The organism is Arthrobacter sp. TB 23, assembly GCF_000294595.1.
GTDB lineage: Bacteria > Actinomycetota > Actinomycetes > Actinomycetales > Micrococcaceae > Arthrobacter_D.
On record NZ_ALPM01000063.1, the window covers coordinates 184835 to 200431 of the forward strand.

Below are 15597 nucleotides of genomic sequence, written 5' to 3' on the forward strand. Positions count from 1 at the left end.
GTCACCAACCCATTCCCGGGCCCATAAAAGCGTAATACCGTTTCATGCCCCGTTCAACAGGCGTTCAGCTGGCGGTGGTGAATCGTTCACCCCAGCGCAACCTCGGGCCCGTTCCGGCGTCGGGAGAGGCGTCAGGGGAAAAGTCAGGGGAACAGTCAGGCTGAAACGCTGAGGATGACCCACCGCCTAGGTGATAATTGATAGGTGACTGAAACAATTGCGCCCCCTGCCTCCCTGCACGACCCCGACGTTCGCGGCTTCGCGTCCGACAATTACTCGGGAGTACATCCGGAAATCCTCGCGGCCTTGGCTGCCGCAAACGGCGGCCATCAAACGGCCTACGGCGAGGACGTCTACACGCACCGCCTGCAGGAACTGATGCAGGAGCACTTCGGCGCCGGCACCGAAGCGTTCCCGGTCTTCAACGGGACCGGAGCAAACGTCCTGAGCCTGCAGTCCCTGCTGCCACGGTGGGGCGCCGTGATCTGCGCTGAAACGGCCCACATCAACAAGGACGAGAACGGGGCGCCCGAACGCATTGCCGGAATCAAACTCCTCACCGTTCCCACCCCGGACGGCAAACTCACCCCGGAACTCATCGATCTGGAAGCCTGGGGCTGGGGCGACGAGCACCGGGCCCAGCCGCTGGCCGTCTCCATCACGCAAACCACCGAGTTGGGGACGCTCTACACGGTTGAAGAGATCAGGGCGATCGCGGACCACGTGCACGCCCGCGGCATGCATCTGCACCTGGACGGCGCACGGATCGCCAACGCCGCAGCGGCCCTCAACCTGCCGCTGCGCGCCTTCACGAGGGACGCGGGAGTCGACATCCTCTCCTTCGGCGGTACCAAGAACGGCCTGATCTTTGGTGAGTGCGTCGTGGTGCTGAACCCTGACGCGGCCACCGGCCTCACCTACCTGCGCAAAATGAACATGCAGCTCGCGTCCAAAATGCGCTTCATCTCGGCGCAGCTCATCGCCCTCCTTGAGGATGGGCTGTGGCTTCGTTCGGCAGCCCATTCCAACGCCATGGCGGCACGCCTGACCGCGCTGGTCCAGGAGATTCCCGGGGTGCAGCTCACCCAGCAGACCACCGCGAACGCAGTCTTCGCCGTCCTCCCCCGGGACGCCGCGGACCGGGTCCGTGAGCAGTTCAAGTTCTATGACTGGGACACCGCCACCGGGGAAGTGCGCTGGATGTGCTCCTTCGACACCACAGCCGACGACGTCGACGCCTTCGCCGAAGCGATCCGCCGGGAAACGGCCGCCAGCCCACACCAGATCGGGGCTCCCCGGGCCTAGAACAATCTCGCCGGCCGCACCGGCGAGCCTGCCCGGCACGGGGGTCGGTGTGCCATAGCCTTCCTGAGTGAGCGCAATTGGCGATCTGACCCCCCTGCCCCGCGAGTTCCAGTCAGCCCTGACCGAACTCCGCCAGGCGAAGTGCCGCGGCGAGATTCGACTGGACGAAATTCCGGCGCCCTCGCGGCTGGCACCCTTTGCTGTGGCCCTCGGCGCTGAAGTATTCCAGGCTGGCCCGCACCGGATGCCGGTGCACGGCCCGGCAATGGCCGCTTCCGCTGGCAGTGAGCCGGAAGAATTAGCCACCGGACGCTTCATCCTCCTGCATGACCCCAATGGGTCCGACCTGTGGGATGGCACTTTCCGGATTGTCACCTACATCAGGGCGCAACTCGAACCCGAGATGGGCAACGACTCCCTGCTGGGATCAGTCGCCTGGACGTGGCTGGTGGAAGCCCTCCAGAACCACGGCGCCGATTACGGCTCCGCTGGGGGAACAGCCACCCGGATCCTCTCCGAAAGCTACGGCACGTTGACCGACCGACCCGACAGTATCGATATTGAACTACGTGCGTCCTGGACCCCTGACTCGTCGATGGTGCGGAACCATCTGGAGGCCTGGGCGGATATGATGTGCACCTTCGCCGGTCTACCACCGCTGCCCGACGGCGTCACCTCCCTGCCGAACCGTCGCCGAAACTAGCCCGCCGTGACCCAGCCAGCACCCCGTCGTCGTGCTGGCTCACCACTCCGAACCACGCGGCTAGACTGGATCATCATGACCTCGCAGATTTCGCAGCACCCTGACGATCGCACTCCAGGTGATGACGCACCGGTTGAGGACGTCATCGAACCGCTCCCCCTCCTCAACGAACCCAAAGACGGCGTCCCCCTGGTCATCAACACCCAGGCGGGTCTGGAACGTGCAGCCCGGACGCTGGCTCAGGGCACCGGCCCGGCCGGCGTCGACGCGGAGCGCGCATCCGGATTCCGGTACGGGCAACGCGCTTTCCTCGTGCAGATCCGGCGTGAAGGAGCCGGCACCTGGCTGATCGACCCCGAGCCATTCACCGACCTCCGCATCATTGATGAGGCACTTGAGGGAGTCGAATGGATCCTGCACGCGGCGTCCCAGGATCTGCCCTGCCTGTCGGAACTTGGGATGTGGCCCGACCGGCTCTTCGACACCGAACTCGCTGCCCGCCTCGCGGGGATGCCCCGCGTGGGGCTGGCGGCGGTCATCGAGAGTCTCCTCGGATACACCCTTGCCAAGGAGCACTCAGCCGCTGACTGGTCGCGCCGCCCGCTGCCCGAACCGTGGCTTCGCTACGCCGCCCTCGACGTTGAGGTGCTGACCGAGCTACGCGGCGAACTTATTGCCCTGTTGACCCGCGACGGCAAACTCGACCTTGCCGAGCAGGAATTCGAGCACATCCGCAACACCCCACCCGCCGAGCCGCGCGTCGATCCGTGGCGCAGGACGTCGGGCCTGCACCAGATCCGCGACCGGCGCCAACTGGCAGTGGTTCGCCAGCTCTGGCTGGAACGCGAGGACCTCGCCAGGAACCGGGACATCGCCCCGGGCCGTCTGATCCCTGATTCGGCAATCCTGGCCGCGGCCAAGGCCATGCCGACAACAGTCCCGCAGCTTCTGGGCACCAGCGGCTTCCATGGCCGAGCGGCGTCACGGGAGGCGCCCAGGTGGTTGCGTTGCATCAGCGACGGACGGTCATCGGATGATCTCCCGGATCTCCAGGTGCCCACCAACGCGCCCCCACCGCCGCGGGTCTGGGCGGACAAGGATCCCGAGGCCGCTGCGCGCCTGGCGACTGCGCGCCCCCGGCTGGCAGCAATAGCGGAATCCTCAAATCTACCCATCGAGAACCTGCTGACTCCCGACTACCTGCGCCGGGTGGCCTGGCGTCCGCCGGCCGAGATCACGCTCGAGTCGATCAGCGCCGCCCTGGCCGAGCTTGGCGCGCGTCCGTGGCAGATCGAAAAAATAGCTGCGGTGCTCACGGTCGCGTTTCTGGACCCCGATCCGCTGCCCGAGAAAGCACCGAGGACCGCGGACTCAACCCGGTAGCCCCTCACTGTTCGACACTTCCGCCGGGCAATCCTTGCAGGCTAAGTTACTCACAAGTAACATAGGGTCGAATCACTATCTCGGATCGAATAAAGACTCAATGAGGAGCAATAGGTGAGCACCACTACAGTGCCAGCGCAGTCCGGCTCAGGCCGCCGGATCAAGGATGTCGTATTCGTCGACGGTGTCAGGACACCATTCGGCAAAGCCGGTGAGAAGGGCATCTACGCGGGCGTCCGTGCCGATGATCTGGTGGTGAAGTGCATTCGCGACCTGATGCGCCGCAACCCAACCCTGCCCCCTGAGCGAATCGACGACGTCGCCATCGCCGCCACCACCCAAACCGGTGACCAGGGCCTGACCATCGGTCGCACCGCTGCCCTGCTGGCGGGACTCCCCCGGTCCGTTCCCGGCTTCGCGATTGACCGGATGTGCGCCGGTGCGATGACAGCCGTGACGACGACCGCCTCGGGCATCGCTTTCGGTGCGTACGACGTGGTGATCGCCGGGGGCGTGGAGCACATGGGCAACCACCCAATGGGCGCGGACACCGACCCCAACCCGCGGTTCATGTCCGAACGGCTGGTTGACCCCGCGGCGCTGAACATGGGAAACACGGCAGAAAACCTGCATGATCGCTTCCCCGCCATCACCAAGGAACGAACCGACGCGTACGCAGTAGGCAGCCAGAAGAAGCTGGCCGCCGCCTATGCCAGCGGCCAGATCCAGCCCGATCTGGTGTCCGTCGCTTCCCGAAAGGAAGGGGCAGGCTGGACGCTCAATTCTGTCGACGAGCCACCCCGCCCCGAAACCACCACCGAGGACCTGGCTGCGCTTCGCACCCCGTTCCGTGCGCACGGTCGGGTCACTGCAGGAAACGCCGCCGGGTTGAACGACGGCGCCACCGCCGCGTTGCTCGCATCCTCGGATGCCGCCGCCGAGCTGGGCCTGCCCGCGAAGATGCGCCTGGTGGCGTACGCCTTCGCCGGCGTTGAGCCTGAGGTGATGGGCATTGGACCGGTTCCGGCGACCGAGAAGGCACTGCGGCAGGCGGGCCTGTCCATTGACGACATCGGCCTGTTTGAAATCAACGAGGCATTTGCCGTGCAGGTGCTTTCGTTCCTCGATCACTTCGGCATTGCCGACGACGACCCCCGCGTGAACCGCTATGGCGGCGCCATCGCCGTCGGGCACCCCCTGGCGTCCTCCGGAGTGCGGCTGATGCTGCAACTTGCCCGGCAGTTCGAGGAAGACCCAGCAGTGCGGTACGGCATGACCACCATGTGCATTGGCCTCGGCATGGGCGCCACAGTGATCTGGGAGAACCCCCACCACCCTGACTACTCGTCGAACACAGCAGAGGACGCAGCATGAGCTTTGACCGTTATGAAGAACTCGCAGCCCTGGTTCCGGACGAGGTAATCACCCACTCCTACGTGCAGGACATTGCCCTCCCCCAGGGCGCGGGAACCCTCGCGTTGATCACCCTGGACAACGGGTTGGACCACACCAAGCCGACCACCCTCGGCCCGAACACCCTGATCGAACTGGGTCGGGTTCTTGAGGGCCTGAAACTCCGGGCCGCCGCCGGTGAGCTGGCCGCCGTCGGGATCACCGGCAAGCCCTATTTCCTGGTGGCGGGCGCTGACCTGTCGACGGTCAAGTCACTCAAGGCCGCACAGTACGGCGCCCTGATGGCCGAGCTGGGACACGAAGCCTACAACCTGCTGGGCAGTCTCGGCGTGCCCAGCTTCGCCTTCATCAACGGCGTGGCGCTCGGCGGCGGCCTGGAGGTTGCCCTTGCGGCCGATTACCGCACCATCTCCACCGGAGCCAACGGCATTGGCCTGCCGGAGGCATTTATTGGCCTGGTTCCGGGGTGGGGCGGGGTCTACCGGCTGCCACGCCTGATTGGTCCTGCTGCGGCGATAAAGGTCATGATCGAGAACCCCCTCAGCAACAACCGGATGCTCGACGGGCGTGCGGCCTATGGCCTGGGCATTGCCGATGTCCTGCTTGAGCCTGCCGATTTCCTTGAGCAGTCCCTCACCTGGGCCGCGGGCGTCCTGAAGGACCCCTCGGCAGTTGCAGCAAGCCGGGCCAAGCACGCCGCCTACACCGACGCCGACTGGGACGCGGCGGNGGCCGCCGCCGGGCGGGCCTTCGTGGCCGCCAGGACCTCGAACGCCGCACCGGCGCCGGGGAAGGTGCTGGACCTCTTTGAGGCTGGGAAGACCCTGACCCGCGAAGAGTCGGCCGCCGCCGAGTGCGAGGCCCTGACCTACCTCATGCAGACTCCCGAGTTCCATGCGACCGTCTACGCGTTCCTGGATCTGGTGCAGAAGCGCGCCAAACGTCCGGCAGGCGCGCCCGACCGCAAGCTGGCACGGAAGGTGACCAAGGTCGGCGTCGTCGGTGCTGGTCTGATGGCCGGGCAACTCGCCCTGCTGTTCGCCCGGCAGCTGAAGGTGCCGGTGGTCCTCACCGACATCGACCAGCAGCGCGTCGATAAGGGAGTGGCCTATGTCCACGCAGAAGTGGACAAGCTGCTGTCGAAGAAGCGGCTGTCCCCCGATGCGGCGAACCGAACCAAGGCCCTGGTCTCGGGTTCGGTCTCGAAGGAGGCGTTCGCTGACGCCGATTTTGTGATCGAAGCGGTCTTCGAAGAGATGGCGGTCAAGAAGACAGTGTTCGCCGAGGTTGAAGCGGTGGTCTCTGCCGAGTGTATTCTCGCGACCAATACCTCGTCACTGTCGGTCACCGAGATGGCAGCTGACCTCGCCCACCCGGAACGTGTGGTGGGTTTCCACTTCTTCAACCCGGTCGCTGCCATGCCATTGCTGGAAATCGTCAAAGCACCGCACACGGATGACGCCGTGCTGGCGACAGCTTTTGCGCTGGCCAAGGAGCTGAAAAAGTCGGCGGTGCTGGTGCAGGATGCTCCGGCGTTTGTGGTCAACCGCATCCTCGGCCGGATGTTTGGCGAGATCACTGCGGTCTTCGATGAGGGCACAGACGCGGCGACAGCTGACAATGCGCTGCGCCCTATGGGCCACCCGATGACGCCGTTCCGGCTGCTCGCGCTCGTGGGCCTGCCGGTCGGCCAGCACGTGCAGGAGTCGCTGAACACCGCGTTTGGTGACCGTTTCCATGTTTCCGCCAACCAGCAGAAACTCATTGACGCCGGAATCAAGGGTCTGTGGGTGAAGGGCGACGACGGCGCCGAGACCGTACCCGAGTCGACCCTGGCCCTGATGACCCGGGGCGATTCGCCGTCGGACAGCGCGGAGGTGCTCCGCCGAACCCAGGATGCCCTCGCCGACGAGATTGGCCGGATGCTCGATGAGGGAGTTGTTGCCGCACCTGAGGACATTGACCTGTGCGTCATCCTGGGCGCCGGCTGGCCGTTCCACCAGGGCGGCATCACACCGTACCTGGATCGGGTGGGCGCGGCCGAGCGGGTCAATGGGAAGACCTTCCACTAGGCACTTCCCCGCCGCTCGTCGTGACCCAACGACACTGACGGCGCCCGCACCGGCCTTGGTGCGGGCGCCGTTCTGTGTCTGGCTCAACTGGCCTAACTGGCCTAACTGGCACAACTGGCACAACTGGCACAACTGGCACAACTGGCACAACTGGCACAACATAGGTGACCCGGCTGACCTCCCGCAGTTTGGTGAGCAACCCGGTCAGGTGGGGTCAATCTGGCATCGGTGCCGGGAATGTTGACCACCGGCGTCCAGGTTCCTCACGACCCAGCCTGAAACCTGACCGCTGCTAGAGGACAGCCGCCCCGAACTGTAGCTGCGGGAGCTCCTCGAAGGCGGGCTTCGCGAACCAGTATCCCTGGAACAGGCCGATACCGGCTGCCTTCAGGGTCGCAAACTCCGCCTCCGTCTCAATGCCTTCCGCGAGGACCGTGATACCGAACTCCCTACACATGCCCACGATGCTGGACACAACTGTCTGCCGCGCCGGGCTGGTATCGATGCCGCGGATCAGCAACATGTCGATCTTGATCAGGTCGGGTTGGAAATCGACCAGAAGACCCAGTCCCGCGTGTCCGGCACCGAAGTCGTCGATGGCGGTGGTGAACCCATGTTTGCGGTATTCGATGATGATGTTCGTGAGGTGCCCGGTGTCGGAGACCTCCTCGTTTTCAGTGAATTCGAACATGATTGACGACGGCGGAAAGCTCCACCGGGCGGCCGCCCGCAGCGTCGCGCGAAGGCATGCAGCCGGTTCGTAGACCGCGTTCGGCATGAAGTTGATCGAAAGTTTCAGATCCTCCCCCGCAGGGAACAACCGCGATGCCAGCTCAATGGCTTTGACACGGCAGTCCTGGTCAAAGCGATACTTCTGCTCGGGTGACACCTTGGACAGGATCTCGTAGGCGCCCTCCCCCGAGGTTCCCCTGACCAACGCCTCATAGCCCCAGACGCGACCGGCAACGGCGTCGTAGATCGGCTGGAAGGCCATGCTGAAGTCGAAGTCGAGCTCCGCCGCTGTGGTGCAACTGCCGCAGGCCATGGTCAGGGGGTCGACCTCGGGAAAATCCGGTCCAGTTCCTGAAGCTCAGTTTCGGACGGGGCCCAGCACACCGCCTCGGCATTCTGTTGAATCTGCTCCGGTTTGGTGGCTCCGGCGATCACTGACGCGACGGACGGCTGCGCGGCGAGCCAGGAGAAGGCCACCTGCAGTTCGGTCAGGTCGCGGGCCCGGGCGAACGCTCCGAAGTCGGCCAGCTGGTTCCAGTCAGCCCCTTCGAGCAGGTTCGTCCGGGAGTGGGTCAGCCGGCTACCGGCCGGAACCTTCGAGGCACTGTATTTGCCGGTCAGCAGACCGTTCGCCAGCGGGAAGAAGGGCAGCACGCCAATCCCATAGGCTTCGGCTGCCGGAACCACCTCGGCCTCGATGCTGCGCTCCAGCAGGTTCCAGTGGTTTTGCGCGGAAATGAACGGCGTGTACCCGCCGAGCTGGGCAACAAACTCGGCTTCGGCGAGCTGCCAGCCAGCCCGGTTTGAATGGCCGATGTACCTGACCTTGCCGCTCTTGACCAGTGCGTCGAGGGCCGAAAGGGTCTCCTCGATGGGGGTCAGCGGGTCCGGTGCATGGAACTGGTAGAGATCAATAAAGTCCGTGCCCAGGCGCCGCAGTGATGCCTCGACCGCCTTCATGATGTAGCGCCGCGACCCCCTGGCACCCCAGTCCGGGCCGTTGGCACCCTTGAGGTCCAGTCCAAACTTGGTGGCGACCAGCACGTCATCGCGATTTTTGACCAGGGCTTTGCCGAGCATTTCCTCGCTCAGGCCAGGCGTCTTTCCATAGGAGTCCGCCACGTCGAAGAAGTTGATTCCCGCGTCGACAGCTGCGCCGATCACCGCGTTGGTGCCGCGCTGGGTTTCGGTTGGCGTTCCGGGGCGGCCCAGGTTGTTACATCCGAGTCCCACCACTGAGACGTTCAATCCGGAGTTGCCGAGCCTGCGATATTCAGTCATGGCTCTACGCTACAACACCGGTTACCCGAGGCATCTTTCGGCGCCCCGGGTAACACCCGGCATCGACGAGGGGTCAGGCGAACCAGATACCGATTTCGCGCTGTGCCGACTCCGCCGAGTCCGAGCCGTGGACGAGGTTCTGCTGTACCTTCAGGCCCCAGTCGCGGCCGAGGTCGCCGCGGATGGTGCCGGGTGCGGCTGCCGTCGGCTCGGTGGCGCCAGCAAGGGACCGGAATCCCTCGATAACCCGCTCGCCCTCAAAAATCGCAGCCACGATGGGCCCGCTGAGCATGAACTCGACGAGTGGTTCGAAGAAGGGCTTCCCAACATGCTCGTTGTAGTGCTCTTCGAGCATCTCGCGGCTGGCCGAGACCAGCTTGAGGTCCACCAGGGTGTATCCCTTGGCTTCCACCCGGGACAGGATGGTCCCGGACAGTGCGCGGGACACGCCGTCGGGCTTGATCAGTACAAGAGTGCGTTCAGCGCTCACAGAAGTCCTCCAAAGTGTTGGGTATGGCCAGTGGAACTCTACTAAACTTATCCTGCGGGCTCTGACTCGTCCTCCGGGTTCGCCCGCTCCCACTCAGCCTGCTGGCGGTCCCGCTCGACGTTCTCGGCGTCGAGGCGGATGCCGGTACGAATCCCGTACAGCCAGGTCAGGGCGAACAGCACCCCAATCAGGAACATGGTGGGTTCGATGAACCCGGTCGCGATGATCACCAGCTGGAGAATCCAGCCGATGGCAATGCCGTAGGGCTTGGTGAGGAACGCGCACGCCCCGACCAACGCGATGGCCAATGCGATGCCCACCGAGAGGATCAGCACCGGTGAGATGGTGTCGCGCAACAGGCCGAATGCGGTGAGGGTCGCGAACAGCACCACCAGCGCCTCGAGGGTGAGGACCACCGAGGCGAAGGTGACTTTGATGGAACGCCGTTTCTTGGGCGTTCCGGGTCGCCATTCGCGTTGCGCCTTGGTCATGCGACGCTTTCGATTCTGCTCCATCAGAGTCAGCCTCACTTGCCCAGCAGGGTGCGGGCTTCCCCCACCACCGTGATGGAACCGGTGATGAGGATGCCCCCTGCGAGGTCGTTGTTTTCTTCGGCCTTCATGACCGCCCATTCGAGGGCGTCATCGAGCCGTTCGGCGATGTGGACGTTTTCCTCGGCGAAACCAGCCGCCAACGCATCCTGCAGGAGCTCGGCCGCGGGAATGGCGCGGGGCGAGGTTGACTGGGTCAGGCAGATGTCCTCGAGGATGCCACCGAGTTCCTCATGCAGTTCGGCCAGGATGGCCCCCGCGTCCTTGTCCTGGAGCACACCGACCACCAGGATCAGCCGGCTGAAGTCGAAGGCTTCCTTGACCGCCGCTGCTGCTGCCTTGGCGCCGGCGGCATTGTGCGCGGCGTCGACGATGATGCTCGGTGCGGTCCGCACCACTTCGATCCGCCCCGGCGAGGTCACGGTCCGCAACCCTTCGCGGACCACCGCCGCATCAAGTTCACGGGTCCCGCCACCGATGAATGCCTCGACGGCGGCGACGGCGACGGCGGCGTTCTGCGCCTGGTGCGCCCCGTGCAGGGGCAGCAGCAGTTCCTCGTACCGGCCGGCGATCCCGTTGATGGACAGCACCTGGCCGCCGACGCCGATCGTCCGGGTTTCAACCCCGAACTCAACGCCTTCGAAGCGGAACTCAACGCCGACTTCGCGGGCCTTTTCGAGGAGCACCTGGGCGGCCTCCTGGGGTTGGGCCGCACTGATCAGGAACCCGCCGGGCTTGATGATCCCCGACTTTTCAAGCGCAATGTCGTATTCGGTGTCGCCGAGGAGTTCCGTGTGGTCCAGGGAGATCGGCGTGACGACAGCAACCTGGCCGTCGCCCACGTTGGTGGCGTCGGTGATCCCGCCGAGGCCCACCTCGATGATCGCGACGTCGACCGGCTCGTCGGCGAAGACCGCGAACGCGAGAATGGTGATGCTCTCGAAGTAGGTCAGCCGGGGGTCGCCCGCCGCTTCCAGTTCGCCGTCGATGATTTCCAGGAACGGCCTGATCTCGTCCCAGATCCGCACGAAGGTTTCGTCGGAGACCGGTTCGCCGTCGATGCTGATGCGCTCGGTGACGCTGCTCAGATGCGGGCTCGTGTAGCGCCCGGTCCGCAGCTCATGCGCCCGCAGGATGCCCTCGACCATGCGTGCGGTCGAGGTTTTCCCGTTGGTTCCGGTCAGGTGGATGATCGGGAACGCCTTGTTGGGTTCGCCGAGGATTTCCATTGCCCTGATCATCGGGGCCATCCGCGGTTCCATTTTGTTCTCAGGTGCCCGGCTCAGCAGTTCCGCGTAGACACTTTCCACCGAAAACTTGTCGAACGCTGTGGGCGCCGGGCCGTTTGACTCCGAATCCATTGATTCTGAATCCCTTGGCTCTGAATCCCTTGGCTCTGGGTTCTGCTGGCTCATGAGTGCCTCTCTACTGTGACGGTAAACTCGCCGTCCGTTGGCGCAGCAGCGACAACGTGCAGTTCGTTGGTCAGCGTTTCCGCTTTGATGAGTGCCGCGTTCGATGTCAGGGCATCGACCAGGTCCGGTGCGACGCCAAGCGTGGTCACGATCCGGTCGCTGATGTGCAGGTCCGCGTCGCGGCGGGCCTGCTGGATGGCCCGGATCGCGTCCCGGGCTGCTCCTTCGGCGGCGAGCTCCCCGGTGACGACGGTATCGAGCACGAGGAAGCCGCCCCCGGGCAGCACCGTGACAGCCTTCCCGGAGTTGTCGCCGTCGTCGGCCACCACTGTTTCCAGGGTGTATTCGTGGGGTTCGAGCGCCAGCTCGCCGGCGGTCACTGCACCGGCTGCGGAGACCGTCCAGTCGCCGGCCTTGGCGGCCTTGATGGCTGCCTGGACATTCTTTCCCAGGCGCGGCCCGGCGGCCCGGGCGTTCACCACCAGTTTCTGCACAATCCCGAATTCTTCGGGTGATGCGTCGGCGGCGTCGAGGAGCCGGACCTGCTTGATGTTCAGCTCATCGGCGATGATCCCCTGGTACTGACCAATCAGGTTGCCCGCCGAGGGCGCCACGACGGTGAGGTGGGCCAGCGGCAACCTGACGCGCAGGTTGGCTGCCTTCCGGAGGCTCGACCCGGTGGAGCAGATTTGGCGGGTGCGTTCCATCCGTTCCACGAGGTCGGGTGCCTCCGGGAATGCCGACGCCTCCGGCCAGTCGGTCAGGTGCACCGAGCGCCCGCCGGTGAGCCCACGCCAGATTTCCTCGGTGACCAGGGGCAGCAGGGGCGCTGCGGCCCGGCAGACCGCTTCGAGGCAGGTGTAGAGCACATCGAAGGCGTCGGCGTCCTCATCGAAGAACCGCTGCCGGCTCCGGCGGACGTACCAGTTGGTCAGCGTGTCCAGGTAGCGGCGCAGCGTCTCGCAGGCGTCGCTGATGTTGAAGGCATCGAGCGACGCTGTCATATCCCGCACCAGGTTTCCGGTGTAGGCGAGGATGTAGCGGTCCACTGGTTCGGCGAGGTGATTGGCCCGTTCGGGGCTGACCGTTTTTGCCTCGTAGCCGGTGCCGCCGGCTGCCGCGTTGGTGTAGAGGCTGAAGAAGTGCCAGACATTCCAGAGTGGCAGGATGACCTGCCGGACGCCGTCGCGGATGCCCTGTTCGGTGACGATCAGGTTGCCGCCACGCAGCACCGGGGAGGACATCAGGAACCAGCGCATGGCGTCGGCGCCGTCCCGGTCGAGGACCTCGGTGACGTCCGGGTAGTTGCCCAGGCTCTTCGATGCCTTCTGCCCGTCGTCGCCCAGGACGATGCCGTGGCTGATCACGTTGCGGAACGCCGGCCGGTCGAACAGCGCCGTGGAGAGCACATGCAGCATGTAGAACCAGCCGCGGGTCTGGCCGATGTACTCGACGATGAAGTCAGCAGGGTTGTGGGAGTCAAACCATTCCTGGTTCTCCATCGGGTAATGCACCTGGGCGAAGGGCATGGAACCGGAGTCAAACCAGACGTCCAGTACGTCCTCGACCCGGCGCATGGTGGACTGGCCCTCAGCTGGTGTGCGGGGGTCGTCGGGGTTGGGGCGGGTCAGCTCATCGATGAAGGGACGGTGGAGGTCCGGCTCCCCCGCCTTGTTCAGCGGCAACCGGCCGAAGTCCGCCTGGATCTCGGCGAGCGAGCCGTAGACGTCGGTCCGCGGGTAGGCGGGATCGTCGGACTGCCAGACCGGGATGGGGCTGCCCCAGTACCGGTTCCGGCTGATCGACCAGTCCCGGGCGTTAGCCAGCCACTTGCCGAACTGTCCCTCTTTCACGTTCTCGGGGATCCAGTTGATGCCCTGGTTCAGGTCCACCATCCGGTCCTTGATCTTGGTGACCTCCACAAACCAGGACGACACAGCCCGGTAGATCAGCGGGTTGCGGCACCGCCAGCAGTGCGGGTAGCTGTGCACGTAGCTGGCCTGACGGACCAGGCGTCCGCTGTCCTTCAGCACCCGGCTGATGGGCTTGTTCGCCTCGAAGACCTGCAGTCCGACGATGTCGGCGAGAGGCCCCTGCCCGTACATCGGGAGGAAGCGCGCACCTTCATCGACTGAAAGGATGACCTGGATGCCAGCCTCCTCGCAGATTTTCTGGTCCTCTTCACCGTAGGCGGGTGACTGGTGCACAATGCCGGTGCCGTCGGTGGTGGTGACGTAGTCGGCCACGAGGAACCGGAAGGCGTTGCGGTAACCGCCCTGTTCGGGGTCGGCCAGGTAGTCCCAGAGGGGTTCGTAGGCCAGGTCCGCGAGCTCGGCGCCCTGCAGGGTTCGCTCGACGGCGGCTGTCGCCTCTTTCGCTGAGGCGTAGCCGAGGTCCTTGGCGTAGTTGCCCAACAGGTCAGCGGCGATGAGGAAGCGGCGGTCGTCGTCGGCCAGTGTCGGTCCGGCGGGAACCAGTGCATAGGCAATGTCGGGCCCGACGGCGAGAGCGGCGTTGGTGGGCAGGGTCCAGGGCGTGGTGGTCCACGCGAGGGCCTGCACCCCGGCGAGCTCCTGCGACAGCTCGGTGCTGCCGGCCAGGATGGGGAAGGTCACGGTGACGGTCTGGTCCTGGCGGTCCTGGTAGACGTCGTCGTCCATCCGCAGCTCGTGGTTGGACAGCGGCGTCTCATCGTTCCAGCAGTAGGGCAGGACGCGGTAACCGTTGTAGGTGAGGCCCTTGTCGTACAGGTTCTTGAACGCCCAGATAACCGACTCCATGTAGTCGACGTTCAGCGTCTTGTAGTCGTTGTCGAAGTCCACCCAGCGGGCCTGGCGGGTGACATAGTCCTGCCACTCGCCAGCGTATTTCATCACTGAGGACCGGCAGGCGTCGTTGAATTTGTCGATGCCCATGGCTTCGATCTGCGCCTTGTCGCTCATGCCCAGCTGCTTCATCGCTTCCAGCTCGGCGGGCAGTCCGTGGGTGTCCCAGCCGAACCGGCGCTCCACGCGGTGGCCGCGCTGGGTCTGGTAGCGGCCCACCAGGTCCTTGGCGTAGCCAGTCAGCAGGTGGCCGTAGTGGGGTAGCCCGTTGGCGAACGGGGGGCCGTCGTAGAAGACAAACTCATTCGAGCCGTTCTCACCGTCGGGAAGGTCTGCGCTGCGGGCGTCGATCGACGCCTGGAACGTGCCATCTGCGTCCCAGTACTTGAGGATTCGTTCCTCGATCTCGGGGAACCGCGGGGACGCCGAAGAGGAGGAGGCAGCGCCAGCCGCGCTGTCATGGCTGGTGCCCTTGGGGTAGATCTGTGGCATGTTGTTCATCCTGTAGGCAAGGTGTGGTTCAGTTACCTGCGAGGACGCGTCCAACAATCGGGTCAGCCTGCAACCCGGGTGCCAAACCCGCGGTACCACCTCACTTGCCGCCAACGAGACATATCTTCTCGCGGCTGCCTCTTCGTGACCGCTATGACGGGCTTACCCGTCCGGTTCTACTAGCCTGCAGCACGAAGGACGTACGACAGGGGTTCTTCCGGAAGCTCACCGGTGATGGCCGGGTCAAAGCTGTTGCACCTAGTCTAGCGGAAACGGACCGCCCCGCGCGGGGCGCCAATGCAGCTGGGCCTACTGGCTCCGGATCACCTTGTGCGCTGCGGCCTGCGCCAGCGGGCGGACCACAATCTCGTCGAGGTTCACATGGTGGGGCACCGTCACCGCGTAGACGACGATATCCGCCACGTCCTCGCTGGTGAGTGGCTTTTCGACGCCGTCGTACACCTTTGAGGCGGCGTCTGCACTGCCCAGCCGGTTCAGGGAGAACTCCTCGGTGTGCACCATGCCGGGCAGCACCTCGACCACACGGACACCATGCTCTGCTTCCTCCAGCCGCAGCGCCCGGGTCATGGCACGCTGGGCAGCCTTCGCCGCGTTGTAGCCGGCGCCACCTTCGTAGGAGACCATTCCGGCCGTCGACGTCAGGTTCAGGACAGTGCCGCCATCCGCCTGACCCCTGAGCATAGGGAGAAACGCTCGGGTCATCTTCATCGTGCCCACCACGTTCGCCTGGTACATCCAGTCCCAATCGGCAGTCTTCGCGTCGACCAGCCGGTCGGCGCCGCGGGCACCGCCGGCAATGTTGATCAGGGTGTCAGCACCACCTGCGTCGGCGACGGCGCCCAGAAGGCGCTCGACGTCGTCGTCCTCGGTGATATCGGTGGGCACCGCGATGGCACCGGTCTCGGCGGCCAGCT

Annotated in this window: 12 protein-coding genes; 5 read left to right on the forward strand and 7 right to left on the reverse strand. The window is 65.0% G+C overall.

Features of this window, described 5'->3' with window-relative positions; genetic code table 11:
- The first annotated feature begins 204 nt into the window (after positions 1 to 204).
- The 5 genes from B384_RS0109320 to B384_RS0109340 all read left to right on the forward strand — a co-directional run bounded on the left by B384_RS0109320 (position 205) and on the right by B384_RS0109340 (position 6876).
- A complete protein-coding gene (locus B384_RS0109320; RefSeq protein WP_019482847.1) occupies positions 205 to 1305 on the forward strand; it encodes a threonine aldolase family protein in 1101 nt (366 codons plus the stop codon).
- A gap of 67 nt (positions 1306 to 1372) precedes the next feature.
- The gene (locus tag B384_RS0109325; protein WP_019482848.1) at positions 1373 to 2008 is read left to right on the forward strand and encodes a DUF3000 family protein; all 636 of its coding nucleotides are present in this window, start codon (positions 1373 to 1375) and stop codon (positions 2006 to 2008) included.
- A 75-nt stretch (positions 2009 to 2083) separates the two neighbouring features.
- Positions 2084 to 3391, forward strand: coding sequence for an HRDC domain-containing protein (locus B384_RS0109330; RefSeq protein WP_019482849.1), 1308 nt, complete (start codon positions 2084 to 2086; stop codon positions 3389 to 3391).
- 114 nt (positions 3392 to 3505) lie between these two features.
- On the forward strand, positions 3506 to 4765 hold the full coding sequence (locus tag B384_RS0109335) for a thiolase family protein (protein WP_019482850.1): 1260 nt from the start codon (positions 3506 to 3508) through the stop codon (positions 4763 to 4765).
- Positions 4762 to 6876, forward strand: a complete 2115-nt coding sequence (locus B384_RS0109340; RefSeq protein WP_019482851.1) for a 3-hydroxyacyl-CoA dehydrogenase NAD-binding domain-containing protein — start codon at positions 4762 to 4764, stop codon at positions 6874 to 6876. The genes B384_RS0109335 and B384_RS0109340 overlap by 4 nt, the downstream gene beginning before the upstream one ends.
- A gap of 292 nt (positions 6877 to 7168) precedes the next feature.
- Here B384_RS0109340 and B384_RS0109345 read toward each other — a convergent pair whose 3' ends face one another.
- The 7 genes from B384_RS0109345 to B384_RS0109375 form a co-directional block, all read right to left on the reverse strand.
- Positions 7169 to 7921: an EAL domain-containing protein gene (locus B384_RS0109345; protein WP_019482852.1), complete on the reverse strand. Its 753-nt coding sequence runs from the start codon at positions 7919 to 7921 to the stop codon at positions 7169 to 7171.
- A gap of 2 nt (positions 7922 to 7923) precedes the next feature.
- On the reverse strand, positions 7924 to 8889 hold the full coding sequence (locus B384_RS0109350) for an aldo/keto reductase (RefSeq protein WP_019482853.1): 966 nt from the start codon (positions 8887 to 8889) through the stop codon (positions 7924 to 7926).
- 73 nt (positions 8890 to 8962) lie between these two features.
- The gene (gene ndk / locus B384_RS0109355; protein ID WP_019482854.1) at positions 8963 to 9379 is read right to left on the reverse strand and encodes a nucleoside-diphosphate kinase; all 417 of its coding nucleotides are present in this window, start codon (positions 9377 to 9379) and stop codon (positions 8963 to 8965) included.
- A 47-nt stretch (positions 9380 to 9426) separates the two neighbouring features.
- Positions 9427 to 9894 (reverse strand): DUF4233 domain-containing protein, encoded by a 468-nt coding sequence (locus tag B384_RS0109360; RefSeq protein ID WP_035766809.1) that lies wholly within the window; start codon positions 9892 to 9894, stop codon positions 9427 to 9429.
- 11 nt (positions 9895 to 9905) lie between these two features.
- Entirely contained in the window at positions 9906 to 11291 is a 1386-nt protein-coding gene (locus B384_RS0109365) for a bifunctional folylpolyglutamate synthase/dihydrofolate synthase (RefSeq protein ID WP_019482856.1), read from the reverse strand.
- A 50-nt stretch (positions 11292 to 11341) separates the two neighbouring features.
- On the reverse strand, positions 11342 to 14662 hold the full coding sequence (gene ileS / locus B384_RS0109370; RefSeq protein WP_156809035.1) for an isoleucine--tRNA ligase: 3321 nt from the start codon (positions 14660 to 14662) through the stop codon (positions 11342 to 11344).
- Between the two features lie 309 nt (positions 14663 to 14971).
- Positions 14972 to 15597: SDR family oxidoreductase (locus tag B384_RS0109375; protein ID WP_019482858.1), on the reverse strand; the 626-nt coding region annotated here is incomplete at its 5' end.

Bases quoted from the DNA above. Each gene is read 5' to 3' on its own strand.
- B384_RS0109330 (WP_019482849.1), top strand. From the start codon at position 2,084: ATGACCTCGCAGATTTCGCAGCACCCTGACGATCGCACTCCAGGTGAT.
- B384_RS0109345 (WP_019482852.1), bottom strand. From the start codon at position 7,921: ATGGCCTGCGGCAGTTGCACCACAGCGGCGGAGCTCGACTTCGACTTC.
- B384_RS0109350 (WP_019482853.1), bottom strand. From the start codon at position 8,889: ATGACTGAATATCGCAGGCTCGGCAACTCCGGATTGAACGTCTCAGTG.
- B384_RS0109360 (WP_035766809.1), bottom strand. From the start codon at position 9,894: ATGGAGCAGAATCGAAAGCGTCGCATGACCAAGGCGCAACGCGAATGG.
- B384_RS0109365 (WP_019482856.1), bottom strand. From the start codon at position 11,291: ATGGATTCGGAGTCAAACGGCCCGGCGCCCACAGCGTTCGACAAGTTT.
- ileS (WP_156809035.1), bottom strand. From the start codon at position 14,662: ATGCCACAGATCTACCCCAAGGGCACCAGCCATGACAGCGCGGCTGGC.